Raw genomic sequence first — 23,694 nt, 5'->3', positions numbered from 1 at the left:
TTGCGCCAGGACAGGCTTGCGGTTACTTCTTCAGCGTGACCTCATCCAGCACCCACATCGCCGGGCGCGTATCGCCGGTGAAGTTGATGCACAGGTCACCCGTGCCCTGCGTGCCCTTCGGCAGCGCCGCACGCAGGGTCACGAAGCCACCGGCATCGGGCGTGGCCGGCAGCGGTACCTGAGCCAGCACCTTGCCCGTGCAATCACCGCGGCGGATCAGCATTTCGCCATGTGCGCTCCGGGCCTTTTCGAAGCGACGCTTGGGTTCATCGTGGGCCAGCTGGAAGTAGTACGGAATGCGGCCCGCGCGGACCTCCACGCTGCCGATGCCGTCCAGCTGCGCCTGCGGCCAGCGCCAGCATGGCTGGAAGATGTCGACGTTGAACACCGCACGCGTTCCCTCGCGCGGGCCGTCGTCTTCCAGGCGCAGCACCAGCCCCTTCTTGCCCACGCAGCTGAGCAGCGCATCGCTGCGGCGGCTGAGCAGCGACTGCGCGGTGAACGTGGCGATGGTCGGCTTCGCGGCCAGCATCTGGCCCTGGTAGAACGCGGCGGCCTGCACGGTGGTCGGCAGCGTCGCGGTCAGCGGCTGCTGGTACAACGGCGACTGCCCGGTCACCGGCTGGCCATCGGTGCTGTAGCGCACTTCATAGCCCAGCGGGTTGGCCAGCGATAGGGTCACGGAGTTTTTCGCGCGATCATCGGTGTAGTCCACGCCCACTTCGAACGGGGTCTGCGCGTAGGCCAGGCCCCAGGCACGGTAGCGCTGCAGCTGCGCGGGCAGGCGCGCGAGGAAATCGCGGAAGTCGCGATGTTCCGGCGTACTCCAGCCGGTCTCGGCCACGGCGGCCAGGCGCGGGAACAGGTTGTGCTGCAGGCGCGCGTAGGTGCGCGTGTGCTCGGTAAACATGTTGGCCTGCAGGCCGAGAATGTGCTGGCGCTTGTCGGCCGCCAGCTCGGCCGGCACCGGCTCGAAGTTGTACAGCTTGCCGAGGTTGACCTGGGTCGGGCGGCCCGGCGGTTCATTCGGCGAGGCCGTCTGCAGGTAATCCAGGTACAGGTACCCCACCGGCGACATGACCACGTCATGGCCGGCACTGGCTGCAGCCAGGCCACCTTCGGTGCCCTGCCACGACATCACCGTGGCCTGCGGTGGTAGGCCGCCTTCGAGGATTTCGTCCCAGCCGATCAGGCGCCGGTCGTGCTGCTCCAGGAAGGTCTCCAGGCGCTTGATGATGTGGCTCTGCATGGCCATTTCATCCTTGATGCCCAGCGCACGCATGCGCTGCTGCACCTGTTTCGAGGCTTCCCACTGGTCCTTGACCGCCTCGTCGCCGCCGACGTGCACGTACTTCGCAGGGAACAGCGCGATCACTTCTTCCAGTACGTTCTCGAGGAAGGTGACGGTGCTGTCCTCCACGTTGAACAGGTTCGGGAACACGCCCCATTCGCTGATCGGCTTCAGCGGGGTGTTGATCGAACCCAGTTCCGGGTACGCGGCGATCGCCGCGGTGGCATGGCCGGGCACATCGATTTCTGGAATCACCTGGATATGCAGCCTGGCGGCATAGGCGATCACTTCGCGGATCTGCTCCTGCGTGTAGAAGCCGCAGTAAGGATGCTCCTTGCCACTGGCCAGATCGATGCCACTGTCGCCGGCCGGCAGGCGGCAGCTGCCCACCTCGGTCAGCTTCGGGTAGCGCTTGATCTCCATGCGCCAGCCCTGGTCATCGGTGAGGTGCCAATGGAAGGTATTGAGCTTGTGCGCGGCCATGGCATCGAGCACATGCTTGATCTCGTCCAGGCTCTGGAAGTGCCGCGCCGAGTCGAGCATGAAACCGCGCCAGCCGAAGCGCGGCGCGTCCTGGATCTGCACCGCCGGCAGCACGCCGTTGCTGCCACCCGTGGCCAGCTGGGCAAGCGTGGTTGCGCCGTAGAACAGGCCGGTTTCGTTGCCGGCCTGCACCAGCACGCCCTGCGCGGTGCTTTCCAGCGTGTAGCTCTCACCACTGTCGCGGAAGGTCGGGATGATCTGGAAGCGGATGCTGCCCGACGTGCCTGCCGCCTTGCCTTGGGCCGGCGTAAGGCGCGGACCGCCGCTGCGGGCCAGCAGGTCGGCGAACTGGGTGGCGACGCGCTGCGCGGCTTCGCCTTCGGCGTGCAGCGCGGTATCGGCGCGTACGGTGATGCCGCTACCCAGGCCGGGCTGCACCGTGGCCGGGGCGGGAATCAGCATCAGGCTGCCGGCACGCAGCTGCGGACCCGGTGCTTCAGCGGCCGGCGTGGGATCGGCGGCGAGTGCGGGCAGTGCCGGCAACAGGGCGAGCAGGCTGCCCAGCAGCACTGCGCTGCGCATCCGGGCGCGGGAAGGCTTGACCATCGGAACGACTCCTTGGAACGGTGCGATGAACGCTATACATGAAAAACGCCGGGCCCGGAATGACCCAGGCCCGGCGTGCGTGCACGACTCGGCGATGTTGCTGCCGCTGGATCAGTACTTGAAGCGGAAGTTGAGGTAGTACTGGCGACCGTTGCTGTAGAACGAGGTCGGGATGGCCGCGGTCTGGTAGTACTTGTAGGTCGGGTTGTTGAGGTTCAGGCCATCCAGGCTGATGCTCAGCCAATCGGTGGCCTTGTAGCTCAGCGATGCCGACAGCGTGCCGAAATCATCCTGGTAATACGGGTTGGTGCCCGACAGGCTGATCAGGAACGAGGAACGGCGGGTGTAGCTGACCCGGGCGCCAAAACGCTCGTTCTCGAAGTAGGCACCCACGTTGTAGGTGTTCTTCGAGGTGCCCAGCAGGTTGTGCGAACCATCCGACCAGGTGTGCGAGGTGGTGCCGTTGGCGTAGGTGTAGTTGGCATTGATGCCGAAGTACTCGCCGATCGGCTGCTCGTAGGCCACTTCCACGCCGGTGACCTTGCCGTCGGCATTGATCGGGGTGGAGATCTGGTAGGTCTCAAGCTGGTTGGTCAGTTCGCTGTAGAGCTGGCGCGAGACCACGTCGAAGGCGATGTAGTCCTTCAGCTTCATGTGGTACGCACCCACCGACAGCAGGCCGCGCGGCATGAAGTACCACTCCAGGTTGGCATCCAGGTTGGTCGACAGGGTCGGCTTGAGGTTCGGATTGCCGCCGCCGCCGGTGCGGTTCAGGTCCGAGCCGTACGAGGACGCGCCCAGTGCCGAGTAGTCCGGCAGGGTCTGGGTCTGCGAGGCGGCGACACGCAGCACCAGCGAGTCGTCCAGGTCGAACTTGATGTTGGCGCTGGGCAGGACACGGTTGCGCTTGTTCTGGAAGGCCAGGCGCTCCCACATGCCGAACAGGCTGCTGACATCGGCATCGGCGGCCTTGCTGACGGCGTTGTAGGTGTCGATGTCCTGCTTGATGTTGACGTAGCGCAGGCCGACGTTGCCGCTCCACCAGTCGCCGCGGAAATTGGCCTGCACGTAGCCGGCGAAGTTCTTTTCCTTCACCTTCCACTCGGCGCCATAGTTGTGGCGACCGGTCGGGCCATCATTGCCGGCCAGCCAGGTGGAATTGTTGGTCACCGCGTCCTTCAGCGCGCCCGGGGTGAAGTACCAGAGGTTGCGCGGGAAGGTGCCGCCGATGTCGCCGGCAAAGCCGCTGGGGTAGTTGGCCGTGGCACCGTTCTTCAGCGCGCTCCAGATGTCACCCGGGGTTGCACCTTCCGGCGACAGCGCTTCGCGCTTGTGGTCGGCGAAACGCAGGCCGAAGTCGATCGAGCTCAGTACGCCGCCATCGTTGAAGTACTGGTTGAAGTCGAGCGTGGCCCACTTCTCCTTGTCTTCGGCGGTGACCTGCTGGTTGCCCCAGGTGCCGAAGCTGGTCACGCCGTTGGGCGAGAGGTCGCCGCCGACGTTCCAGTCGATCGGCGAGCCATTGCCGTGGGTGGCCCAGCTGGCGCCGCCGCCGTTGGCCAGGGTGACCTCGGCGATGTACTGGCGCGGCGTCTCACCGGTGCCCTTGGTGCTGCCGGCCTGGAACGTGGCGGTCAGGCTGTCGCTGATCTGCCAGTCGGCATCGAAGGTGACATAGCTCGACTTGGCCTTCGACTCGCGGTAGATCATGTCGTACACCGCATAGTCGGTGCCCGGCACGCCCCTGTAGCTGGCGTTGGTCAGCACGCCGTCCTTGACCACATAGCCCGGATCCGGCGCCTGCGACTTGGCGAAGCTGTTGCCGAACATCATGAAGTTGCGGTTGTAGTTGTTGGCCTTCAGCTCGGAGCTGAAACCATTCAGGCCCAGGGTGAGGCTGTCGCTCGGCTTGAACTGCAACGAGACCAGGCCGCCCTTGCGCTCGCGGGTCTGCTCAAACAGGGTCGAACCCAGCAGGCCCGGCACATTGACGCCGATCAGGTCCGGATTGGTCTTGGCGACCGGATCGCCGGCGCCGATCTTGAAGAAGCCGCCCGGGATTTCCTGTGCTTCACGGCGCAGCTCGCGCTTCTGGCTGAAGCCCTGCACCATCACGCCGAAGGTGCCTTCCTCGTTCTTGTAGTTGAACAGTGCCGAGTACTGCGGGTCGTTCGACTTGGCCTGGTCCGAGCGCACCATGCCGATCGAGCCTTCCGCGGTGAACGGCTTGGAGAACTCCAGCGGCTTGCGGGTGATGATGTTGACGGTACCGGTGGTACCGCCGTCCTGCAGCTTGGCCTGCGAGGACTTGTTCACTTCCACCGAGCTGACCAGTTCCGACGGCAGCAGCGAGTAGCTGACGCTGCGGCCGACGTTGTTGCCCTGGCTGAGCACGAACCAGTCGGCCGAGCCGACGGTGTGGCCGTTGATCAGGGTCTGGGTCAGGCTCGGGCTGGTGCCGCGCAGGCTGACACGGTCGGCTTCATCGAAGCCACCTTCGTCGGCGCTGGACGAGCTGATGTTCACGCCGGGCAGGCGCTGCAGGGTATCGGCAACGTTGTGCGCGGGCAGCTTGCCCACGTCTTCGGCGGTGACCACTTCCACGCGCGCATTGGCTTCGCGCTTGGTGTCCAGCGACTTCTCCATCGAGCCACGGATGCCGGTAACGGTCACGGTGTCCAGATCGGTGGCGGTCGGGGCCGCCTGCTGCGCGTGCGCACTGAAGGCGATGCAGCTGACGATGGCGGCCGAAAGCAGGGTCTTGCGGGTGTTCATGATGTCTCTCCTCATCACTCGATTGGGTGCCGGCGGCGGTGTTCGGTTACGGTTGCGATGACATGCGCGGGGCGGCGGCGAAGTCCCGTGCGTTGGCGTGCCACGTACTGCGTGCTGCGATTGCGTTGAAGCCTGTTGCGGTGTCAGGCGGCCGACTGCTGCAGGTACCAGCTGGCAGCGCCAACCACGCCCAGCTGGCCGTGCTCGACGACCTTTACCGGGATGCGTGCCAGCGCTTCGCCCATCGGCCCCTTCTGCAGGTAGCGTTCGACGAAGGTGCTGGCGTGCAGGTATTCGCGGATCTGCGGCAGGATGCCGCCGGCCAGGTAGACACCACCGTGGGCGCCGTAGAACAGCGCCATGTCGCCGATGGTGCTGCCGAGCAGGCCACAGAACACATCCAGCGCCTGGCGCGCATGCGCATCGGTATCGGCCATGGCCGCAGCGGTGACTGCGTCGGGGCTTGCCAGGGTCGGCGCCTGCCCCTGCAGCGCGCACACCGCACGGTACAGGTTCATCAGGCCGGGGCCGGAGATCGCATGCTCGATCGACACGTGCGCGCGGTCGCGCTGCATGTGGCGGACGATGGCCATTTCCAGTTCGGTGCTGGCCGCCAGGGTCGGCTGGCCGGCTTCGGTGGGCAGGACCACCGGGCCGTGCGCGGTGGGGATCCACAGCGCTGCACCGAGGCCGGTGCCGGGGCCGACCACCAGGGTCGGGCCACGCGCGGCGGTCTCCGGCCCGCACAGGTGCAACACGCCACTGGCGTCCACCTGCGCGGCGGCGTAGGCCACCGCTTCGAAATCGTTGACGATGTAGACCCGCTGCAGGCCGACCTCGGCTTCCACCTGGCGCGCCGACAGCGGCCACGGCAGGTTGGCGGTGATCACCGTGCCGTCTTCGCGGGCATAGCCGGCGCTGGCGACCACGCAATGCGTGGGCCGCGGGCCTTCGCCCAGGAAGTCGGACAGGATCGCGCTGAGGCCGGCATGGTCGGCATTGCGGTACTTGCGGTACTCCAGCACCTGCACCGGATGGGTGGCGTCACCGCTGGCCTGGACCCGGGCCACGCGCACATGGGTGCCACCGACGTCGGCGGCCAGGAACGAGGGCGCGACGCGGGACAGGACATGCGACGGGGCGGGGTGGCTGGCGATCACGCGGGCTCCTGCTGCAGGTGGGCCGGCCCGGGGATCGGGGGCGGCGATTGGGGCGGAGTCTGTAACCGCGCTGACAACGATGTCAACGAGTTCGTGACACTTTCGTTGCTGCGTCGCAACGAATGCGGCGCGCAGTAAACGTTTACACGGTGTGAGTGCGGGTTTCACGTGGGAACCATTGGTGCACGGGGCTCTAGGCCTGCCGCGCATTCAGCGGGGCGTACCGCGGCGGACTTGCGCAGTGCAGCACGAGGTTCAGGCAGGCGTGCATGGAAGTTGACAAACCGCCGTTGTCCATCGAAAGAATGTGACAACGTTGTTCCCAGCCACTCTCCGACGCCGCGTTCTGCGGCCGTCGCCGCAGGAGCCCTCCTGATGTCCGCCGTCCCCGCTGCAAGCGCGCGCCCGAACGTGGCCACCTCCATCGCCATCGTTGGCGTGTTGTTCTTCCTGATCGGCTTCTTCACCTGGCTCAACGGCCCGCTGATCACCTTCGTCAAGTTGGCCTTCGAACTCAGCGAGGTCGGTGCCTTCCTGGTGCTGATGGTGTTCTACCTGTCCTATTTCTTCCTGGCCCTGCCGGCGTCCTGGATCCTTCGCCGCACCGGCATGAAGAAGGGCCTGAGCCTGAGCCTGCTGGTGATGGCCGGGGGGGCCGCGCTGTTCGGTGAATTCGCCACCCAGCGCTGGTACCCGGGCGCGCTCGGCGGTCTGTTCGTGATCGGCAGCGGCCTCGCCCTGCTGCAGACCGCGATCAACCCCTACATCTCGATCCTCGGCCCGATTGAAACGGCGGCACGCCGCATCGCGCTGATGGGCATCTGCAACAAGATCGCCGGCATGCTGGCGCCGGTGCTGATCGGCACCCTGGTGCTGCACGGCATCGGCGATCTGGACAAGCAGGTGCAGGCCGCCGACGCGGTCACCAAGGTCGCGCTGCTCAACGAATTCGCCGCCAAGATCCATGCGCCGTACCTGGCGATGGCCGCGCTGCTGGTGGTGCTGGCGGTGGCCGTGCTGTTCTCGCCTCTGCCGGAGATCAAGTCCTCCGAAGCCAATGCAACGCCGTCAGGTGCACCGGGAACGGCCGAGCGCCGCAGCATCTTCCAGTTCCCGCATCTGTGGCTGGGCGTGCTGTGCCTGTTCGTGTACGTAGGCGTGGAAGTCATGGCCGGTGATGCGATCGGAACCTACGGTCACGGTTTCGGCTTGCCGCTGGACCAGACCAAGATGTTCACCTCGCTGACGCTGGGTGCGATGTTGGCCGGCTACGTGGTCGGCCTGCTGGCGATCCCCGGCCTGGTCTCGCAGTCGCGCTACCTGACCATTTCGGCAGTGATGGGCGTGGTGTTCTGCCTGGGCGCCTGGGCCACCCACGGCTACGTCTCGGTGGCCTTCGTGGCCCTGCTGGGCTTCGCCAACGCCATGATGTGGCCGGCCATCTTCCCGCTGGCGATCCGCGGCCTGGGCCGCTTCACCGAGACCGGCTCGGCCCTGCTGGTGATGGGCATCGCCGGCGGCGCGATCATTCCGCAGCTGTTCGCCGTGCTCAAGCAGCACATCGACTTCCAGCTGGTGTTCGTGCTGCTGATGGTGCCGTGCTACCTGTACATCCTGTTCTACTCGGTGATCGGCCATCGTGCCGGCCTGCCGCAGGACAAGGCCTGATCGGCGATGATGGACTGTAGCCAACCCCAGGGAAAACCCATGCGCAGAGCGACCATCAAGGACGTTGCGGAGAAGGCCAAGGTCTCGCTGAAGACGGTCTCGCGGGTGATCAACAATGAGCCCTCGGTGATGCAGGCCACCCGTGCGCGGGTGCTGCGTGCCATCGCCGAGCTCGACTACGAGCCCGATCCGTCCGCGCGCAACCTGCGCAGCGGCACTACCTTCGTGATCGGGCTGGTCTACGACAACCCGAACCCGTACCACATCATCGGCGTGCAGAACGGCGTGCTGGCCGCGTGCCGCGAGACCGGTTTCGGCCTGCAGATCCATCCCTGTGATTCGAGCTCGCCGTTGCTGGCCGATGAACTGGCCGACTGGGTGCAGCGCTCGCGGCTGGCCGGGCTGGTGTTGACCGCACCGATGTCCGAGCGCCGAGACCTGATCCAGGCGCTGACCGCGCGTGGCATCAAGCTGGTGCGCATCATCGCCGCCACCGAAGACCCGGCCGACGGCGCCTGCGTGTTCGTCGACGACCGCGAGGCGGCCTACGAGATCACCGAGCACCTGATCCAGCTCGGTCACCAGCGCATCGGTTTCCTCTGGGGCGGCAGCTCGCACCGCTCCTCGGGCGAACGCTATGCCGGCTACGAAGCGGCGCTGAAGGACTACGGCATGACCGTGGACAAGCACCTGGTGGTGCAGGGCGATTACACCTTCGACGATGGTTTCCGTGGGGCGCGCCGCCTGCTGGCGCTGCGCGAACCGCCCACCGCCATCTTCGGTTCCAACGACGAAATCGCTGCCGGCGTGCTGGCCGCCGCCAAGTCGGCCGGCATGAACGTGCCCTACGACCTGTCCATCGCCGGTTTCGAGGACAGCCCGTTCTCGCGCCAGTCGTGGCCACCGCTGACCACCGCCAAGCAGGCCACCGAGGACATCGCCCGCCACGCCGCGCGCCTGCTGATCGCACAACTGCGCAGCGACGCCTACGACGATGCGCCGGCACCGCTGCACAACCAGGGCTTCGTGCCGCAGCTGGTGGTGCGCGGCTCGACCGCGCCGATGCGCCCGGCCGGCGCACGCCCCCTTCCTTCCGATCCTGCCTGAGCCCGCCATGTCGCTGTCAGACCCCACGTCCACCCTGATGTTCGCCGAGGCCGCCGAAGCGGCCGACGTGGTTGCCCGCCAGTTCTCGCGCAACCACGCCACCCTGGAAACCCTGGCCGCCAGCCTGCGCGCGGCGCCGCCGCCGTTCGTGGTCACCTGTGCACGCGGCAGCTCCGACCATGCCGCCACCTACGGCAAGTACCTGCTGGAAACCCAGCTGGGCCTGGTGGTTGCGTCGGCCTCGCCGTCGGTGGGGTCGGTCTATGCCGCACCGCTGCAGCTGCGCGGTGCGCTGTTCATCGTCATTTCGCAGTCGGGCAAGAGCCCGGACCTGCTGCGCAACGCCGAGGCGGCCAAGGCCGCTGGCGCACGCGTGATCGCGCTGGTCAACGTCGAGGATTCGCCGCTGGCGCAGCTGGCCGACACGGTCATTCCGCTGCATGCCGGTGCCGAAAAGAGCGTGGCGGCGACCAAGAGCTACCTGGCCTCGCTGGCTGCACTGCTGCAGCTGGCCGCCTACTGGAAGCAGGACAGCAGCCTGCGCAACGCGCTGGACCTGCTGCCGGACGCGATGCGTGAAGCCTGGCAGTGCGACTGGAGTGCGGTGACCGAAGGCCTGGTCGAGGCCACCAACCTGTTCGTGCTCGGCCGTGGCCTGGGCTTGGGCGCGGCGCAGGAAGCGGCGCTGAAGTTCAAGGAAACCTGCAGCCTGCACGCCGAAGCCTACAGCTCGGCCGAAGTGAAGCATGGCCCGATGGCGCTGGTCGACCGCGGCTTCCCGGTGCTGGCCTTCGCCCAGCCCGACGAAACCGGCGCCGGCACCCGCGCGGTGGTCGAGGAATTTTCTGCACGGGGCGCGCAGGTGTGGCTGGCCGGGGCCGGCGGCAACCTGCCGGTGGCGGCCGCACCGCACCCGCTGTGCGCACCGCTGCTGACCGTGCAGAGCTTCTACCGCGCGATCAATGCGCTGGCGCTGCGTCGTGGCTTCAACCCGGATCTGCCGCCGCATCTGAACAAGGTTACGGAGACGGTGTGATGGCAACGGTGCTGCGCAACGCCCGCATTCTCGCCGGCGATGATTTCCGCGATGACCTGGCGGTGGTGATCGAAAACGGGCAGATCACCGCTCTGTTGCCCGACGCCGCACCACAGCTTGGCCATGCTGCCGAGCAGGTGGACCTGGGCGGCGGCTGGCTGCTGCCCGGCTTCATCGACGTGCAGGTCAATGGCGGTGGCGGCGCGTTGTTCAACAACACGCCCGATGTTGCCTCGCTGCGTACCATCGCGCAGGCTCACCGCCGCTTCGGTACCACCGCGATGCTGCCCACGCTGATCAGCGATGACGTGGCGGTGATGCGCGAAGCCATCGGTGCGATGCGCGAGGCGATCGCGCAGGGCGTGCCGGGCGTGATCGGCATCCATCTCGAAGGGCCCTACATCGCGCCGACGCGCAAGGGCACGCACGATGCCAGCAAGTTCCGCGTGCCGGACGAAGAAGAGATCGCGCTGGCCGCGTCGCTGGACAACGGGGTGACCCTGCTGACCCTGGCACCGGAGCGCGTGCCGCTGGAGACCATCCGCGCGCTGGTCGAACGTGGCGTGATCGTGGCCGCCGGCCACACCGCAGGCACCTACGAAGAGATCCGCGCCGGCCTGGATGCCGGCGTGCGTGGCTTCACCCACCTGTACAACGCGATGTCACCGCTGCAGGGCCGCGAGCCTGGCGCGGTGGGCGCTGCGCTGGAAGACCGCGACAGCTGGATCGGCATCATCGTCGATGGCGTGCATGTGCATCCGGCCAGCCTGCGGGTGGCGCTGGCGGCCAAGCCGCGCGGTCGCCTGCTGCTGGTGACCGATGCGATGCCGCCGGTCGGTGCCGACGATCCCAGCTACGTGCTGTACGGCGAAACCATCACCGCCATCGACGGCGTGGTGCGCAATGCCGCCGGTTCGCTGGCGGGCTCGGCGCTGGACATGGCCACGGCGGTGCGCAACACCGTGCAGCTGCTCGGCCAGCCGCTGGCCGAAGCCGCGCGCATGGCTTCGACCTACCCGGCGCAGTTCCTCAATGTCGACGACCGCCTGGGCCACATCGCCGAGGGCTACCAGGCCGACCTGGTGCTGCTGGATGACGCCCTGCAGGTACGTGGCACCTGGATTGCCGGACAGTACGAGGCCGCCTGATGAACAGTACGCCGCCACGCCGTCTGGGCTCGATCGATGCCCTGCGCGGCATCACCGTGGCGGCGATGCTGCTGGTCAACAATCCAGGCGACTGGAGTGCAGTGTTCGCGCCGCTGCGCCATTCGGAATGGCATGGCTGCACGCCTACCGATCTGGTGTTCCCGTTCTTCCTGTTCCTGGTGGGCGTGTCGATGGCCTTCAGCGTGGCACCGCGCGCGCTGGATGCCGCTGCGCGTCCTGCACTGGCGCGCGGTGTGCTGGAGCGCGCGCTGCGCATCCTGGTGGCCGGTGCGCTGCTGCACCTGCTGATCTGGTGGGCGTTGGATACCCATCACTTCCGCATCTGGGGCGTGCTGCAACGCATCGCGGTGTGTGCGGCGTTGGTGGGCGTGCTGGCGGTCTACGCGCGGCCGCGCGTGCAGGCCGGCATGCTTGTTGGACTGTTGGTGGGGTACACGGTGCTGCTGCTGGGCGTCGGTGACCTGGCGCCGTGGACCAACCCGGCCAGCCGCCTGGACACCACGCTGTTCGCACCGTGGATCTATCAATGGCATGCCGATACCCGCCTCGGCCATGACCCGGAAGGATTGCTGAGCACGCTGGGTGCACTGGCCAGTACCGTGCTCGGCCTGTTGGCCGGTGGCCTGCTGCGCAGCGGGCGTTCGACGGCACTGGCCGGGCTGGCCGTGGCGACCGCCGTGCTGGGCCTGTTGCTGGCCGGGGTGCTGCCGTTGAACAAGCAGCTGTGGACGCCCAGTTACGTGCTGTGGACCGGTGGCCTGGCCGCGCTGGCGCTGTGGCTGGGCCACGTGCTGATAGACCTGAAGGGATGGCCGGCGCTGGGCCGGCGCTTCGGCGTCAATGCGATCACCGCGTATCTGGGGGCCTCGGTGATGTCGGTGGCGTTGATGGCCAGCGGTGCCTGGAGCTGGATCTGGCAGCAGCTGGCCGCCCCGATGCCGCAGGCGCTCGAGCTGGCATCGATGCTGCAGGCGCTGGCGTTCGTCGCACTCTGGTGGGGCGTGGCATGGTGGCTGGACCGGCGGAAGATCTACCTGAAGATCTGACCCCATCCGCCAACGCCATCCACGCATGGCGTGGATCTACCAGGTGCCACGATTGAATCGATTGGCGATGCAGGATCAGTAGATCCACGCCATGCGTGGATGCTTTGCGCGTGATTCCGGATGCCGGAAAAATGAACGATTTCAGCCACATCACATTGGCGTGAGGGCCCGGCGATTTCACATCCGAAATGTGATTTCCCGCACGCAAGTTCACCTATCGAAACGGTTCACATCACGCCAGACTGCACACGCAGCAGTGTGCATTTGCAGTTCCTGATTCCCTGTCCAGGAGAACTGTATGACCCGTGCCGTCCCGCGCGCTTTCCGTCCGCGCCGCCTCACCGTTTCCGTGCTTCAGGCACTGGCTGTCCCGTCCATGGTGCTGTTGACCGCCAGCGCCGCCTGGGCTGGCTGCAGCACCGTCGCGCCGGTCACCGGCCAGACGGTCACCTGCGATGCCAACGCGCCGAATCCGCAGACGGTGCCTATCACAGCCAGCGGCGAAGCGGGCATCACCGTCAACGTCGCCAGCGGTGCCCAGTTGCAGCAGAGCGGTGGTGGCAGTGCGATTTCGCTGGTCGGGGCCGGCGGGCACCTGCTGTCCAACCTCGGCACGATCAGTTCGGTGGGGGGTGTGGCGGTCCAGCTCGGTGGCGGCAGCCGTGTCGAGAATTCGGGCAGCATCAGCACCGGCAACAACATCGCGCTGCAGTTCGTTGGCGCCGGCGACAGCGTGTTGGTCAACCGTGGAACGATCAGCGGGCGCACTGGCGTACAGTTCGATTCGGGCAACGACCGCCTCGAGATGCAGGCCGGCAGCATCAGCGGCGGCGTCCTGCAAGGAGATGGCAACGACGTGCTGCTGCTGGGCAATGGCACCATCGACAGCGTCGACCAGGGCAGTGGCGATGACCAGATGACCGTCACCGGCGGCACCGTCACCGGCCTGGTAGCGCAGGGCAGTGGCCGCGATGATTTCGTCATGAGTGGCGGCACGATCGGCGCGCTGCAGCAGGGCGACAACATCGATACCTTCCGCATGAGCGGTGGTCGCATCATCGGCGCGTTCGAGGATGGCGACCAAGCCTGGATGACCGCTGGCCGCATCGGCCGCGTCAACATGAAGCTGGACAAGAACCTGTGGGACCAGTCCGGCGGCACCGTGGATGGCAACGTGGTGACCGGCTTCGACACCGACACCATCATCATTTCGGGCACGGCCTACATCGGCGGCAACATCAGCGTCAGCGGCGGCAACGACAGCGTGACCATCACCGACGGCACCGTGCGAGGGCAGGTACTGCTCAGCACCGGCGATGACACCTTCAACTGGAACGGCGGTGGCATCGTCTACGGTGCGATCGACATGGGCCCGGACAACGACGTGGCCAACCTCAGCAACCTCAACCAGGGCAACCTGGGTGCGGTGCCGCTGTTCGACGGGGGCAGTGGCATCGACCAGCTCAACCTGAGCAACGTCAAGACCGCAGGCGTGGGCCGCTTCCAGAACTGGGAGGCGATCAGCCTGGCCAACAGCACGGAGCTGAGCTTCGATGGCGACCTGGTGCTGGGCGACAGCGCAACCGGCACCGGTACGCTCACGGTGGACGACACCAGCACCGTCTACGCGGGCAGTGGCGGCCATGCCATCCGCCCGTTCAACAGTGCTGTACTGGTGGAGATGGTCAATGCCGGGCGCATCGACCTGACCGGTACCGGCGCCGGCGACGTGTTCATCGTGCGTGGCAACTACCGCGGTGACGGTGGTGGCCTGTACCTGCGCACCGTGCTGGGCGCGGACAACTCACCCAGCGATCGCTTGGTGATCGATGGCGGTACCGCCACCGGAACCACCGGCATCGGCGTGCTGAATGCCGGTGGCAGCGGCGCGGCCACGCTGGCCGATGGCATCCTGGTGGTGCAGGCCTTGAATGGTGGCCGCACCGCGCCGGGCGCGTTCTCGCTGTTCGCACCGGTCGCGGCCGGTGCCTACGAGTACTTCCTGTTCAAGGGCGGTGTCAGTGCCGGTACCAGCGAGAACTGGTACCTGCGTTCGACGCTGGTGAGCGGGCCGACGCCGGCACCCAACGGTGGTGGCAGTGCCACCCCGCCGCCGCCGACGCCGCCGGTGGCACCACCGCCTCCCATTACCCCGGCGCCGCCACCGCCGCCCGAAGGCGCCACCGATCCGGACCTGACCGCGGGCGAGACCGCGCCGCCACCACCGCCACCGGAACCCGCGCCGGTGGCGCCACCCAGCGATCCGGCCGTGCCGGATGTGCCCATGGCCGGCGGTGCATTGCCCGGTACCGGTGCACCGCCGACGCCGGGTGCACGCCCGGCCGAAGGCGCGGTGGTACCGCTGTACCGCGTGGAGACCGCCGCCTACGCGGTGGTGCCGCCGCTGCTGCGCGAGACCTCGCTGGCCAGCCTCGGTACCTTCCACGAGCGGCAGGGCGAACAGCGCCTGCTGTACAACCAGGGCGCATTCCGCACCGCCTGGGGTCGCCTGGTGGGGCAGAGCAGCGAGATCCATTGGAAGGGCGATGCACAGCCCGGCTTTGATGGCGACGTGATGGGCCTGCAGGCCGGCCTCGACGTATGGGCTGCGGCGTCGGACAACCACCGCAACCAGATCGGCGTGTTCGTCGGCCGCACCCGCGCGCAGGGCAAGACCACCGGCCTGGCACTGGGCTGGGAGAACGTACAGGTGGGCCAGAACCGCCTGGACGACAAGCACGTGGGCCTGTACTGGACGTTCACCGACAGCAGCGGTGCCTACATCGACGCCGTGGCGATGCAGAGCCGCTACGACGGCCGCGCGCGTTCCTCGCGCGGGCTCGGCTTCGGCCTGAGCGGCGACGGCACCAGTGTGTCGGTGGAGGCTGGCAAGCCGCTGCTGCACTTCGGGCAGTCCGCATGGTGGCTGGAACCGCAGGTGCAGGTGATCTGGCAACGCACTTCGCTGGATGACCGTCGCGATGAAATATCGAGCGTGCGCTTCGACAACGACAACGCCTGGACCGGCCGTGTGGGCCTGCGTTTGGCCGGCGATTACCAGCTGGCCGACAACGGCTGGCAACCGTATTTCAAGCTGAATTACTGGCATGGTCGTTCCGGCGAGGATCGCATCCGCTTCGACGACGACGTGATCATCAATTCGCAGCGTTCACGCGCGCTGGAAGCCGGCGTGGGTGTGGTCGGGCGCTTCAACCGCACCATCAGTGCGTACGCCGTGGCCGACTACACGCGCGAGCTGGGCGGCGACCGCAACGAGAAGCGCCGCATCATCGAAGGCAACATCGGGCTGCGCGCGGACTGGTAGCGCCCTTGCGCTCGGGGGACCCTGCTCTGGTAGGTGCCGACCTTGGTCGGCACTGAACCTACCGACGCCACGAGCACAGTGCAGCCGAGCATAGGCTCGGCTCTACGACAACGGCGCGCACGCATCCGGCTCCACCAACGCCCCGGCATGATCGGCCAACACCACCACCGCATGCAGCAACCCTTCCTCCACCTGTGGCGGACACTGCACCTGCGCATCATCCATCTCGCGCGCCGACTGCGCCGCCAGCAACACACCGCCGCAGGCGGACAATGCGGCAAGACAGCGCGTCGCCTCGGCCAGTTCCCGGCCGCGCGCCTCGCTGAGTTGCCGCTCGCGCCACGCCTGGCCGTCGGCTCCGTGGCTGTGTGCGATGCCGCGCAACCGGGCGAAGAACGCCGACTGCGGCGCCTGTTCGTCGGCTTCGGTGAGCGCATCTTCCAGCGCTTCGGCTGCCGTAGTGGACAGCTGCAGGTCGGGCAATGCAGCACCGAGCAGTGCCTGCAGGCGCGGATAGGTGGGGTAGGGCGTGTTCATGGCAGCAACCTCACAAGGCAAGGCCACCTGCGGGATGCAAGGTGGCGGGCGGTGCGGGTTGGCGTGCCGGTGAAGCTCTTCACGAGGAATGACGCCGGCGGATCCGGGGATCCCCACGCACCGCCCGCCGCAGAACGACGGACGGTGCATTGTTCGGGCCGGCAACGACGTTGCAAGCCCGCTCGTGAAAAGCTTCATTCAGGACGCCAATCCCGGTCAGCGCAGGACGCGCCGACGGAGGCCACCTTGGCGCGTTGTGCGCCGCGATGACATGGGCAAAGTTGCAATGTGGTGACTGCACGCAAGCCGCCTTGCTGCAACCCGCGACCGGGCCGGATACGACAGTTCGCGCGTGGCGCAAGCGATCATGCCCCGGTTATGCTGCGGTCCTGACTCAACGACAAGGAAGCGTCGCATGCAGGTTCGCAAGGGAGTGCGTCGCATCGGCGCGCTGATGTTCGTGTTGCTGGCGACCGGCGGCATGGCCGATACGCCAAGCACGGTCGAGGTGCCCTCGCCGGAGGCCCTGGCCGAGATCCTCAGCCTGCTTGAACGCCAGGCGCTGTATCGCGATCGGGTGGACTGGCCCGCCATCCGCATCCGCCTGCAATCGGCGCAGGGCGACCCCGCGCAACGGCTGGCCGTTCTGCGCGAAGCCATTGCGCTCAGCACCGGCCACCATGGTGCATGGACCACGACCCAGCGCCAGCGTGAATCCCTTGCGCGCGCGCAGCAGGCCGGTGCCGCCGCCGTGGACCAGGCCAAGGCCGTCGATGCGGTGGATGCGCGCATCGGCTGGGTGGTCATCGAGGGCTATGCCCCTATGCCCGGCGCGACGCCGCAGGAGAAATTCCGCCAGGACATCCAGCGCGCCGCGCGGTGGCAGCAGGTAATCCGTAGCAAGGACGACGGCATGCGCTGTGGCTGGATCGTCGACCTGCGTGACAACAGCGGTGGCAACATGTGGCCGATGCTGCTGGGCATGGCACCGTTGCTGCGCACCTCGGTGGTGAACAACGAAGATGTGGGAGCGTTCGAAGCCGCACAGGGGCCGGAGCGCTGGACGTTGACCGCGACCGCTGTACAGCGTGCAGGCAAGTCGGTGCTGGACTTCGGCCAGTCCGGCTATGTGCTGCGGCAGCCCGGCGCGCCGGTGGCGGTGCTGTTCGGGCCGCGCACCGGCAGTTCGGGCGAGGCCTCGGTGCTGGCGTGGCGTGGTCGTCCGCAGACGCGGAGTTTCGGTCAGCCTACTGCGGGTGTCTCCACTGGCAATGTCGTGCACACGCTTGCCGATGGCAGTCGCCTGCTGCTGACCACCAGCGTGATGCGGGACCGCAATGATCGTGGTGATGGCTTGAAGATCGAGCCCGACCAGCGCGTCGACGGGGACGCCGCCACCGTGGCCGCCGCCCAAGCCTGGCTGCTGGCCCAGCCCGCCTGCCAAGGCACCCGGTCATGATCCTGATCGGTCAACAGGAACGGGTGCTGATCGTCGGCCCCACCGAAGCCCACCACTGCCTGCGCTGCCAGACCGAAACCGAATTCGCCCCGCAGCTGCGCTACAAAATGGCGCGCATCTACCTGCTGTTCGGCTTCACCTACCAGCGCCGCTACGAACTGGCCTGTACCCGTTGCGAGCACGGCTGGGTGCTGGATACCGAGACCATGGACCAGCAGCTGGGTGGGGTGCCGATCCCGTGGCGGCACCGCTTCGGCCTGCCGTTGATGCTGTTAGGGGGCGCCGCGCTGGCGGTGGCCGGATGGATGTGGCGGCACGGATACATCGGCCGCTGATGGAGATGACACGGTTGCTTACATCCCAAATTGGGACTAGGATATCCGAATGAAAGTGGTTGCTTTGGCGACGCTGAAACGATTCTGGGAACGTCACCCTGATTCGGAAGCAGCGCTGAGGTCCTGGTATGACGAAGTGAGGCACGCCGTCTGGGACACACCGCATGACGTACGCCAACGTTACGCAAGCGCAAGTTTCGTGGCGAATAGTCGTGTGGTGTTCAACATAAAAGGCAACAGCTACCGGCTCATCGTCGCTGTGGGTTACAGGTTTCAAGTGGTCTACATCAAGTTCATTGGCACCCACGCCGAGTACGACCGGATCGACGCCGACACTGTGGAGCTTCTATGAACATCCATCCCATCCGTACGGAAAGCGACTACGAAAACGCGCTGCGCATGATTTCGGCCTATGTCGACAACGAGCCGGAGCCGGGCAGCGAAGATGGCGATCGATTTGAAATTCTCGTAACGCTGGTTGAAGCCTACGAAGCGAAGCACTACCCGATCGAGCCGCCAGATCCTATCGATGCAATCCGCTTCCGCATGGAGCAGGGCGGTCTGACCGTGAAGGATCTGGTGCCCTCCATCGGCCAGCTCAACCGTGTCTATGAAGTGTTGAATCGCAAGCGCGGTCTGACTCTTGAAATGATCCGGAAGCTTCACCGCAACCTGGGCATTCCCGCAGAAAGTCTCATCGGCCGCTGAAGCCCCTACCGATACGCTGCCGTGCCTCACTCCCGGCCTGTTAAAGTTGCAGCCTGCAACCACGTACCGGAACCGACCATGGACCACGACACCCCGTTCGAACCCCTCAACGACCTCGAGGTGCGCCTGCTGCAGGCCCAGGACGGTACGCTGACCGCAGCGCAGTTCCTCGACGGCCTGCTGACTTCGACGGCGTTCGTGCTGCTGGACAAGGCCATTGGTGAGGATGGCGCCTGGGACGAAAGCATCTCGCCGCTGGTGCTGACCAGCGAGAGCGGCGAGCCGATGTTCGCGGTGTTCACTGCCCCCGAGCGCGCGGGCCTGTGGCACGAGCAGCTGCCGCAGTTTGCGCATGCCATGCCGATCGCGGTGCACGCGCTGCTGGCCGGTATCGGCGACGGCGTCGGCCTGGTCCTGAACCCGGGCCTGGACGTGGGCATGGAGATGATTCCCGATGCCGTGGCCCAGCTGAAGCAGCGTGCGGCGGCGATTACCCGCGGCATGGCGCACTGAATCCAGCGATTGCGTGGTTGCCGGCCAACGGCCGGCACTACCCGTGGTGCAGGACGGCTGCGATGGCTTGCAAGCGCGTCCTGTTCAATGGGGAGGAGCATCGTGGGCAAGCGTTCTAACCGATCGCTGTGGGTCTATGAGATCGGCCTTCTTGTGGGTTTGACTCTGGCAGCTGCGTTCATCACCCGGTTCAATCCGGTGGAGACGCTCCGGCTGGGTGGATGGCTGTTCCTCTTGATGCAACCCATCATGTTGGGTGCTCATGCTGTCGACCATTTCTCGCGGAAGCGCCGTCGTTAGACGGGCGATGTGAAGGTGCCGGCCAGCAGCCGGCATCACCAGATGCTTCAGCGGGCAGCGGCGATGGCTTTCACCCGGGCCTTGGCGAGTGCCTCACCGATGGCCGGGCCCTTCAGATGCGTGGTATCCAGATCCCGCGCCTGCACTGACAGCGCTGCCCGGTGCAGGCGCTTGAGCGTTTCGCCCTGCGGGTAGTCGGCATCCTCGAAACCGAGCCGGCCGCGCTTGTCGGCCTCGCAGCACAACGCGATGCGGGCCACGCGTTCCGGCCGGCGCAGCGCATCACAGCGGCCCAGCAGTTCCAGCACGGTGGCATCGCGTAGTTCGTCGATGCGGTGCACGTTCAAGTGCTCGCGGCACACCGCTTCAGCCAGCTGCTGGTGCTCGGCTGGAATCTTCAACCGCGCACACAGTGCCTTCAACGGCTTGATGCCGCGCTGCTCGTGCATGATGTGGCGCGGCCATTCCTCCGGCGGGGTCAGGCCCTTGCCGAGATCGTGGGTGAGGGCAGCGAAGCCGACCAGGTCATCGCCGGGGGCGAGCTTCGCGGCCATGTCGCTGACCATTTCCTGGTGGATGCCGGTGTCGACTTCCGGGTGGAATTCGGCACGCTGCGGTACGCCGTACAGTGCTTCCAGTTCGGGCAGGATCGGGCCCAGTGCCTGCGCATCGTGCAGCGTGCGCAGGAAGGCGGAGGGCCGTTCACTGACCAGCGCCTTGCGCAGTTCCTGCCAGACGCGTTCCGGCACCAGTGCGTCCAGTTCACCGCTGGCGGCGACCTCGCGCATCAGTGCCATGGTCTCTTCGGCGACGCTGAAGCCCAGTGGTGCAAAACGGGCCATGAAGCGCGCCGCGCGCAGCACGCGCAGCGGATCCTCGACGAAGGCCGGCCCGACATGGCGCAGCACGCGCTGTTCCAGGTCACGGACACCGCCATAGGGATCGACCAGCGTGCCGGTGTCTTCGTCACAGGCAATCGCATTGATGGTGAAGTCGCGGCGCTGCAGGTCTTCTTCCAGCGTCACCGCCGGATCAGCATCGACCACGAAGCCGCGATAGCCGCGGCCGGATTTGCGCTCGGTGCGCGCCAGTGCGTATTCCTCACCGGTCTTCGGGTGCAGGAACACCGGGAAATCACGGCCGACTGCGGTGTAGCCCTGTGCTTCCATCTGCGCGGGCGTGGCGCCGACCACCACCCAGTCGCGGTCGCCGGCAGGGCGCTGCAGCAGGCGGTCGCGTACGGCGCCGCCGACAAGATAGATCTTCATGGGGGGATGATCGCATGGCCGGCGCAGATGTTCCGGCACGACCGATGCTGAGGCCTCACGGCAGGCCGCGCCACTCCGGCACGAACAGGCCGGCCAGGAACCATAGGCAGTAGACGATCCACAGGCAGAGGACGTACAGCTTGATCTGGGCTTCGTCCCACAGGCTGCCCCAGCTGTCGACGAAGGCCAGCGACTTCCAGCCTTCCATCCAGGCCGCGCCACCCCAGCGCAGTACCCAGGTGGCGAACAGGCTCCAGGCGGCGAATATCCCGATCCAGGCCAACAGGCTCATTGCGTTCCCCTCCCCGGGAAATGGCTACCAGGTCGTGCCAGCCAGAAGCCGGCACGACCGCAGTGCGATCAATCGCCACCTTGCTCAGCGTCGGCCGCGCAGCTGAATTTCTTGCGCTTGTCCACCAGGCGGCCCATCAGGCGGTCGCTCAGCGGCAGCGCATCACCATTGAGGCGCCAGTCGTAGATCACGCTGAAGGCCAGCACGCGGGCGACGTACTCGCGGGTTTCCTTGTAGCTGATGGTCTCGATCCACAGGTCCGGATCGAAGCCCGGGCGCTGGCCCTGCCAGCGTGCGGTCGGGGTCGGGCCGGCGTTGTAGGCGGCGATGGTCACGTACGGCAGACCGTCGTACTTGTTCATCAGCTGGCGCAGGTAGGCGGTGCCGATGGCAATGTTGGTGTCCGGGTCGTACAGGCTGTCGGCGCCGCCGTAGCCGGTCAGGCCGATCGACTTGGCCACGCTGGCACCGGTGGCCGGCAGCACCTGCATCAGGCCCATGGCATTGGCAGGCGAGCGCGCACGGGGAGTGAAGGTACTCTCGGCGCGGATCTCCGCGGCCACCCAGGCCGGGTCGATCGCGTTGCGTGCCGATTCGCGGCGGATGGTGGCGTCGTGATGCAGCGGGAAGCGCAGGTCGTACAGGCGCTGTTCCTGCGGCTGCTTGCCGAGCGCGAACACGGCGCGGTCGAACCAGCCATTGTCCTGCGCCACGCGCACGGCGAGGCGGCGCTGGGTGTCATCGAAGCGCGACAGCGCGCTGTTCCATTCGGCCACGGCCCAGCCAGCGCGGTCGATCTGGTACAGCGCCATCGCGCGCTGGATGGCCGGGTCGCGCGCGATCGCCGCCTGTGCCTGTGCGCTGTCGTTCGGCTTCCACGGGCACAGGGTGTAGCCCTGCTGCAGCTTGTCGGCGGCGAGGAAGCCGTGGAAGGTCGGCGCGCGCGCGGCCTCGCGGAACAGCGGCTGCGCCTGCTGGGCCTGGCCGGTCTTCTCCAGCATGCGGCCTTCGAAGTAGCGCCAGCGCGGGTCGCTGCGCTGCTTGCTGCCCATCTTGCGAATGGCGGTCAGCGCCGCCGGCCAGTCGCCGCGCGACATCGCTTCGCGCACGCGCCACTCGTGCAGGCGTTCGTCATAGGCCGACTCCGGCACCGCGTTGAGGCGGCGTGCCGAATCGGGCAGATAGGAGGCCACTGTCCACAGCGCGATCTGGTACAGCACCTGGCCCTGCTGGTCGGCACTCAGGCCGAGCGTCTGGGCGTACTGCGGCAGCTGCTGCTCGGTGGCGCCGGGGTCGGCCTTGGCCAGCTTGGCCAGGCCATCGGTGGCGATGCGCCGGCTGCGCTCGTTGCGTGGCCAGTTCAGGGCGCTGGCATTGGGCTTGTCGACAAAGGCGGCGTAATTGTTCGCCAGCGCCAGGTCGGCGGCAGGCAGGCCGCGTGCAGCGCTGCGCATCACCGCCGGTTGCTGGGCATCGGCGGCGGCATCGATGCGTTCCCAGCGCAGGGCGTCGCTCAGGCCACCCTGTGCCTGCAGCACGGCAAAAACGGCATCACAGCCGTCCGGCAGCGACTTGCCGTTCTTGCGCCACAGATCCTGCGCTTCACTGATCCACTGCGGATCGACCTTGCCCGTCACCTGGCGCGCGGTCAGCTGCGCACAGCGCAGGCCGGTGTTTTCGGTGGGCGCCCAGTTTGCCAGCAGGGTCGGCCAGTCCTGGCGGCGTGCGAGCGAGGGCAGCCACACGCTGCGGAAGGTGGTGGCCACGGCCTGGCCGTCGTAGCGCTTGAGGAAGGCCTGCGCCTGCGCGGTATCGACGGTATCGATGTTGCGGCGCAGGTTGGCGTACTCCAGCCAGCCATAGGCCGGGTGACGGCTGAGCGCAGCGGCCTGGCCAGGATCGAACTGGCCGCGTTCGGCGGCTGCGATCGCGGCTTTCAGCTGCGCATTCTGGGCATCGAGGGACTGGGCATTGGCGCAGCCGATCAGCAGCGTGGTGGCCAAGGGCAGCAGGGACAGGGCGGTCGAAGTGCGTCGGGTCATGGCGGGCAGCATAGCGGGCAATGGCTGAATTCAGTTTCGCATTGCGTGCACGCCGGGCGTCGGCAACGACAGCTGAATGAATCCGCGCAGGCCCTGCCGCACGGGGTTGCAGGCGTCGTAACGTCGGCCTTGGGCGAACGGCCCGGCTGCAGGGAGCGGCACATGGCGTTCAGTAGCGCAGGAAGAAGCGGCCCGCTGGCGGACATCAATGTCACGCCACTGGTGGATGTGATGCTGGTGCTGTTGATCATCTTCATTGTGACCGCGCCCATCGTGGCCCGGCCGATTGCGGTGCAGTTGCCGCAGGCCACCGATCGGGTGGTCGACCGTCCCGAACCGCCGCCTCCGATCGAGCTGCGCCTGGATGCCTCGAACCAGCTGAGCTGGGATGGCCAGCCGATGGTCATCGACGATCTGCAGGCGCGCCTGCAGGCGCAGGTGGACGAAAATGTCGGCAACCTGCCGGAGCTGCGCATCGCCACCGATCCGTCGGCCGAGTACGAAGGCATGGCGAGGATTCTGGCCGCGGCCGAGGCGACCGGTATGGAGCGGATTGCCTTCGTGCGATAGAGCG

At 66.9% G+C, this 23,694-nt stretch carries 19 protein-coding genes; 12 read left to right on the top strand and 7 right to left on the bottom strand.

The features are described from left to right. Positions 1 to 22: 22 nt before the first annotated feature. From ACM0O9_RS11585 to ACM0O9_RS11575, 3 genes are all read right to left on the bottom strand, one after another. The gene (locus tag ACM0O9_RS11585) at positions 23 to 2,380 is read right to left on the bottom strand and encodes a family 20 glycosylhydrolase (protein ID WP_139727674.1); all 2,358 of its coding nucleotides are present in this window, start codon (positions 2,378 to 2,380) and stop codon (positions 23 to 25) included. A gap of 111 nt (positions 2,381 to 2,491) precedes the next feature. Beyond that, entirely contained in the window at positions 2,492 to 5,155 is a 2,664-nt protein-coding gene (locus tag ACM0O9_RS11580; RefSeq protein ID WP_134956066.1) for a TonB-dependent receptor, read from the bottom strand. Positions 5,156 to 5,298: 143 nt separating this feature from the next. Then, entirely contained in the window at positions 5,299 to 6,315 is a 1,017-nt protein-coding gene (locus ACM0O9_RS11575; RefSeq protein WP_139727670.1) for a glucokinase family protein, read from the bottom strand. 375 nt (positions 6,316 to 6,690) lie between these two features. Between ACM0O9_RS11575 and ACM0O9_RS11570 the strand changes: the two genes are divergently transcribed. The 6 genes from ACM0O9_RS11570 (at position 6,691) to ACM0O9_RS11545 (ending at position 15,666) form a co-directional block, all read left to right on the top strand. Next, positions 6,691 to 7,983 carry a sugar MFS transporter gene (locus ACM0O9_RS11570; protein ID WP_005419333.1) on the top strand — a complete coding sequence of 431 codons (1,293 nt, stop codon included), beginning with the start codon at positions 6,691 to 6,693 and terminating at the stop codon, positions 7,981 to 7,983. 39 nt (positions 7,984 to 8,022) lie between these two features. Beyond that, the gene (locus tag ACM0O9_RS11565; RefSeq protein WP_005411045.1) at positions 8,023 to 9,090 is read left to right on the top strand and encodes a LacI family DNA-binding transcriptional regulator; all 1,068 of its coding nucleotides are present in this window, start codon (positions 8,023 to 8,025) and stop codon (positions 9,088 to 9,090) included. Positions 9,091 to 9,097: 7 nt separating this feature from the next. Further along, entirely contained in the window at positions 9,098 to 10,126 is a 1,029-nt protein-coding gene (locus ACM0O9_RS11560; RefSeq protein WP_005419331.1) for an SIS domain-containing protein, read from the top strand. Further along, a complete protein-coding gene (nagA, locus tag ACM0O9_RS11555; RefSeq protein WP_134956164.1) occupies positions 10,126 to 11,274 on the top strand; it encodes an N-acetylglucosamine-6-phosphate deacetylase in 1,149 nt (382 codons plus the stop codon). Before ACM0O9_RS11560 ends, nagA begins: the two co-directional genes overlap by 1 nt. Next, a complete protein-coding gene (locus ACM0O9_RS11550) occupies positions 11,274 to 12,341 on the top strand; it encodes an acyltransferase family protein (RefSeq protein WP_414603815.1) in 1,068 nt (355 codons plus the stop codon). The genes nagA and ACM0O9_RS11550 overlap by 1 nt, the downstream gene beginning before the upstream one ends. A 298-nt stretch (positions 12,342 to 12,639) precedes the next feature. After that, a complete protein-coding gene (locus ACM0O9_RS11545) occupies positions 12,640 to 15,666 on the top strand; it encodes an autotransporter family protein (protein WP_414603814.1) in 3,027 nt (1,008 codons plus the stop codon). 102 nt (positions 15,667 to 15,768) lie between these two features. Here the strand turns inward: ACM0O9_RS11545 and ACM0O9_RS11540 are convergent, their stop codons facing one another. Further along, entirely contained in the window at positions 15,769 to 16,203 is a 435-nt protein-coding gene (locus ACM0O9_RS11540; protein ID WP_072167168.1) for a hypothetical protein, read from the bottom strand. Positions 16,204 to 16,618: 415 nt separating this feature from the next. On the opposite strand from ACM0O9_RS11540, the gene ACM0O9_RS11535 reads away from it, so the two are divergent. From ACM0O9_RS11535 to ACM0O9_RS11515, 5 genes are all read left to right on the top strand, one after another. After that, positions 16,619 to 17,662 carry a S41 family peptidase gene (locus tag ACM0O9_RS11535; RefSeq protein ID WP_414603813.1) on the top strand — a complete coding sequence of 348 codons (1,044 nt, stop codon included), beginning with the start codon at positions 16,619 to 16,621 and terminating at the stop codon, positions 17,660 to 17,662. Beyond that, positions 17,659 to 17,997, top strand: a complete 339-nt coding sequence (locus tag ACM0O9_RS11530; RefSeq protein WP_414603812.1) for a hypothetical protein — start codon at positions 17,659 to 17,661, stop codon at positions 17,995 to 17,997. Before ACM0O9_RS11535 ends, ACM0O9_RS11530 begins: the two co-directional genes overlap by 4 nt. Positions 17,998 to 18,046: 49 nt before the next feature. Next, positions 18,047 to 18,349, top strand: a complete 303-nt coding sequence (locus ACM0O9_RS11525; RefSeq protein WP_065178056.1) for a type II toxin-antitoxin system HigB family toxin — start codon at positions 18,047 to 18,049, stop codon at positions 18,347 to 18,349. After that, positions 18,346 to 18,705 carry a helix-turn-helix domain-containing protein gene (locus tag ACM0O9_RS11520; RefSeq protein ID WP_069139190.1) on the top strand — a complete coding sequence of 120 codons (360 nt, stop codon included), beginning with the start codon at positions 18,346 to 18,348 and terminating at the stop codon, positions 18,703 to 18,705. The genes ACM0O9_RS11525 and ACM0O9_RS11520 overlap by 4 nt, the downstream gene beginning before the upstream one ends. A gap of 78 nt (positions 18,706 to 18,783) precedes the next feature. Beyond that, the gene (locus ACM0O9_RS11515; protein ID WP_005419309.1) at positions 18,784 to 19,218 is read left to right on the top strand and encodes an SseB family protein; all 435 of its coding nucleotides are present in this window, start codon (positions 18,784 to 18,786) and stop codon (positions 19,216 to 19,218) included. Positions 19,219 to 19,565: 347 nt separating this feature from the next. On the opposite strand, the gene ACM0O9_RS11510 is transcribed toward ACM0O9_RS11515, so the two are convergent. The 3 genes from ACM0O9_RS11510 to ACM0O9_RS11500 all read right to left on the bottom strand — a co-directional run bounded on the left by ACM0O9_RS11510 (position 19,566) and on the right by ACM0O9_RS11500 (position 23,132). Next, positions 19,566 to 20,786 (bottom strand): multifunctional CCA addition/repair protein, encoded by a 1,221-nt coding sequence (locus tag ACM0O9_RS11510; RefSeq protein WP_065185393.1) that lies wholly within the window; start codon positions 20,784 to 20,786, stop codon positions 19,566 to 19,568. A 55-nt stretch (positions 20,787 to 20,841) separates the two neighbouring features. Further along, positions 20,842 to 21,078, bottom strand: coding sequence for a hypothetical protein (locus tag ACM0O9_RS11505; RefSeq protein ID WP_065178058.1), 237 nt, complete (start codon positions 21,076 to 21,078; stop codon positions 20,842 to 20,844). A 68-nt stretch (positions 21,079 to 21,146) separates the two neighbouring features. Beyond that, the gene (locus ACM0O9_RS11500) at positions 21,147 to 23,132 is read right to left on the bottom strand and encodes a transglycosylase SLT domain-containing protein (protein ID WP_414603825.1); all 1,986 of its coding nucleotides are present in this window, start codon (positions 23,130 to 23,132) and stop codon (positions 21,147 to 21,149) included. Between the two features lie 150 nt (positions 23,133 to 23,282). Between ACM0O9_RS11500 and ACM0O9_RS11495 the strand changes: the two genes are divergently transcribed. Then, positions 23,283 to 23,690 (top strand): ExbD/TolR family protein, encoded by a 408-nt coding sequence (locus tag ACM0O9_RS11495; RefSeq protein ID WP_065178060.1) that lies wholly within the window; start codon positions 23,283 to 23,285, stop codon positions 23,688 to 23,690. Positions 23,691 to 23,694: the final 4 nt, after the last annotated feature.

This window comes from Stenotrophomonas sp. FR012 (assembly GCF_047520565.2).
GTDB lineage: Bacteria > Pseudomonadota > Gammaproteobacteria > Xanthomonadales > Xanthomonadaceae > Stenotrophomonas > Stenotrophomonas sepilia.
Note: the sequence above shows the minus strand (reverse complement) of the source record. Positions and strands in the feature narration are given on the sequence as shown.

What these genes read in the sequence shown, in the direction of transcription:
- ACM0O9_RS11585 (WP_139727674.1), bottom strand. Translation starts at nt 2,380, where the DNA reads ATGGTCAAGCCTTCCCGCGCCCGGATGCGCAGCGCAGTGCTGCTGGGC.
- ACM0O9_RS11580 (WP_134956066.1), bottom strand. Translation starts at nt 5,155, where the DNA reads ATGAACACCCGCAAGACCCTGCTTTCGGCCGCCATCGTCAGCTGCATC.
- ACM0O9_RS11570 (WP_005419333.1), top strand. Translation starts at nt 6,691, where the DNA reads ATGTCCGCCGTCCCCGCTGCAAGCGCGCGCCCGAACGTGGCCACCTCC.
- ACM0O9_RS11565 (WP_005411045.1), top strand. Translation starts at nt 8,023, where the DNA reads ATGCGCAGAGCGACCATCAAGGACGTTGCGGAGAAGGCCAAGGTCTCG.
- ACM0O9_RS11560 (WP_005419331.1), top strand. Translation starts at nt 9,098, where the DNA reads ATGTCGCTGTCAGACCCCACGTCCACCCTGATGTTCGCCGAGGCCGCC.
- nagA (WP_134956164.1), top strand. Translation starts at nt 10,126, where the DNA reads ATGGCAACGGTGCTGCGCAACGCCCGCATTCTCGCCGGCGATGATTTC.
- ACM0O9_RS11550 (WP_414603815.1), top strand. Translation starts at nt 11,274, where the DNA reads ATGAACAGTACGCCGCCACGCCGTCTGGGCTCGATCGATGCCCTGCGC.
- ACM0O9_RS11545 (WP_414603814.1), top strand. Translation starts at nt 12,640, where the DNA reads ATGACCCGTGCCGTCCCGCGCGCTTTCCGTCCGCGCCGCCTCACCGTT.
- ACM0O9_RS11540 (WP_072167168.1), bottom strand. Translation starts at nt 16,203, where the DNA reads ATGAACACGCCCTACCCCACCTATCCGCGCCTGCAGGCACTGCTCGGT.
- ACM0O9_RS11535 (WP_414603813.1), top strand. Translation starts at nt 16,619, where the DNA reads ATGCAGGTTCGCAAGGGAGTGCGTCGCATCGGCGCGCTGATGTTCGTG.
- ACM0O9_RS11530 (WP_414603812.1), top strand. Translation starts at nt 17,659, where the DNA reads ATGATCCTGATCGGTCAACAGGAACGGGTGCTGATCGTCGGCCCCACC.
- ACM0O9_RS11525 (WP_065178056.1), top strand. Translation starts at nt 18,047, where the DNA reads ATGAAAGTGGTTGCTTTGGCGACGCTGAAACGATTCTGGGAACGTCAC.
- ACM0O9_RS11520 (WP_069139190.1), top strand. Translation starts at nt 18,346, where the DNA reads ATGAACATCCATCCCATCCGTACGGAAAGCGACTACGAAAACGCGCTG.
- ACM0O9_RS11515 (WP_005419309.1), top strand. Translation starts at nt 18,784, where the DNA reads ATGGACCACGACACCCCGTTCGAACCCCTCAACGACCTCGAGGTGCGC.
- ACM0O9_RS11510 (WP_065185393.1), bottom strand. Translation starts at nt 20,786, where the DNA reads ATGAAGATCTATCTTGTCGGCGGCGCCGTACGCGACCGCCTGCTGCAG.
- ACM0O9_RS11505 (WP_065178058.1), bottom strand. Translation starts at nt 21,078, where the DNA reads ATGAGCCTGTTGGCCTGGATCGGGATATTCGCCGCCTGGAGCCTGTTC.
- ACM0O9_RS11500 (WP_414603825.1), bottom strand. Translation starts at nt 23,132, where the DNA reads ATGCTGCCCGCCATGACCCGACGCACTTCGACCGCCCTGTCCCTGCTG.
- ACM0O9_RS11495 (WP_065178060.1), top strand. Translation starts at nt 23,283, where the DNA reads ATGGCGTTCAGTAGCGCAGGAAGAAGCGGCCCGCTGGCGGACATCAAT.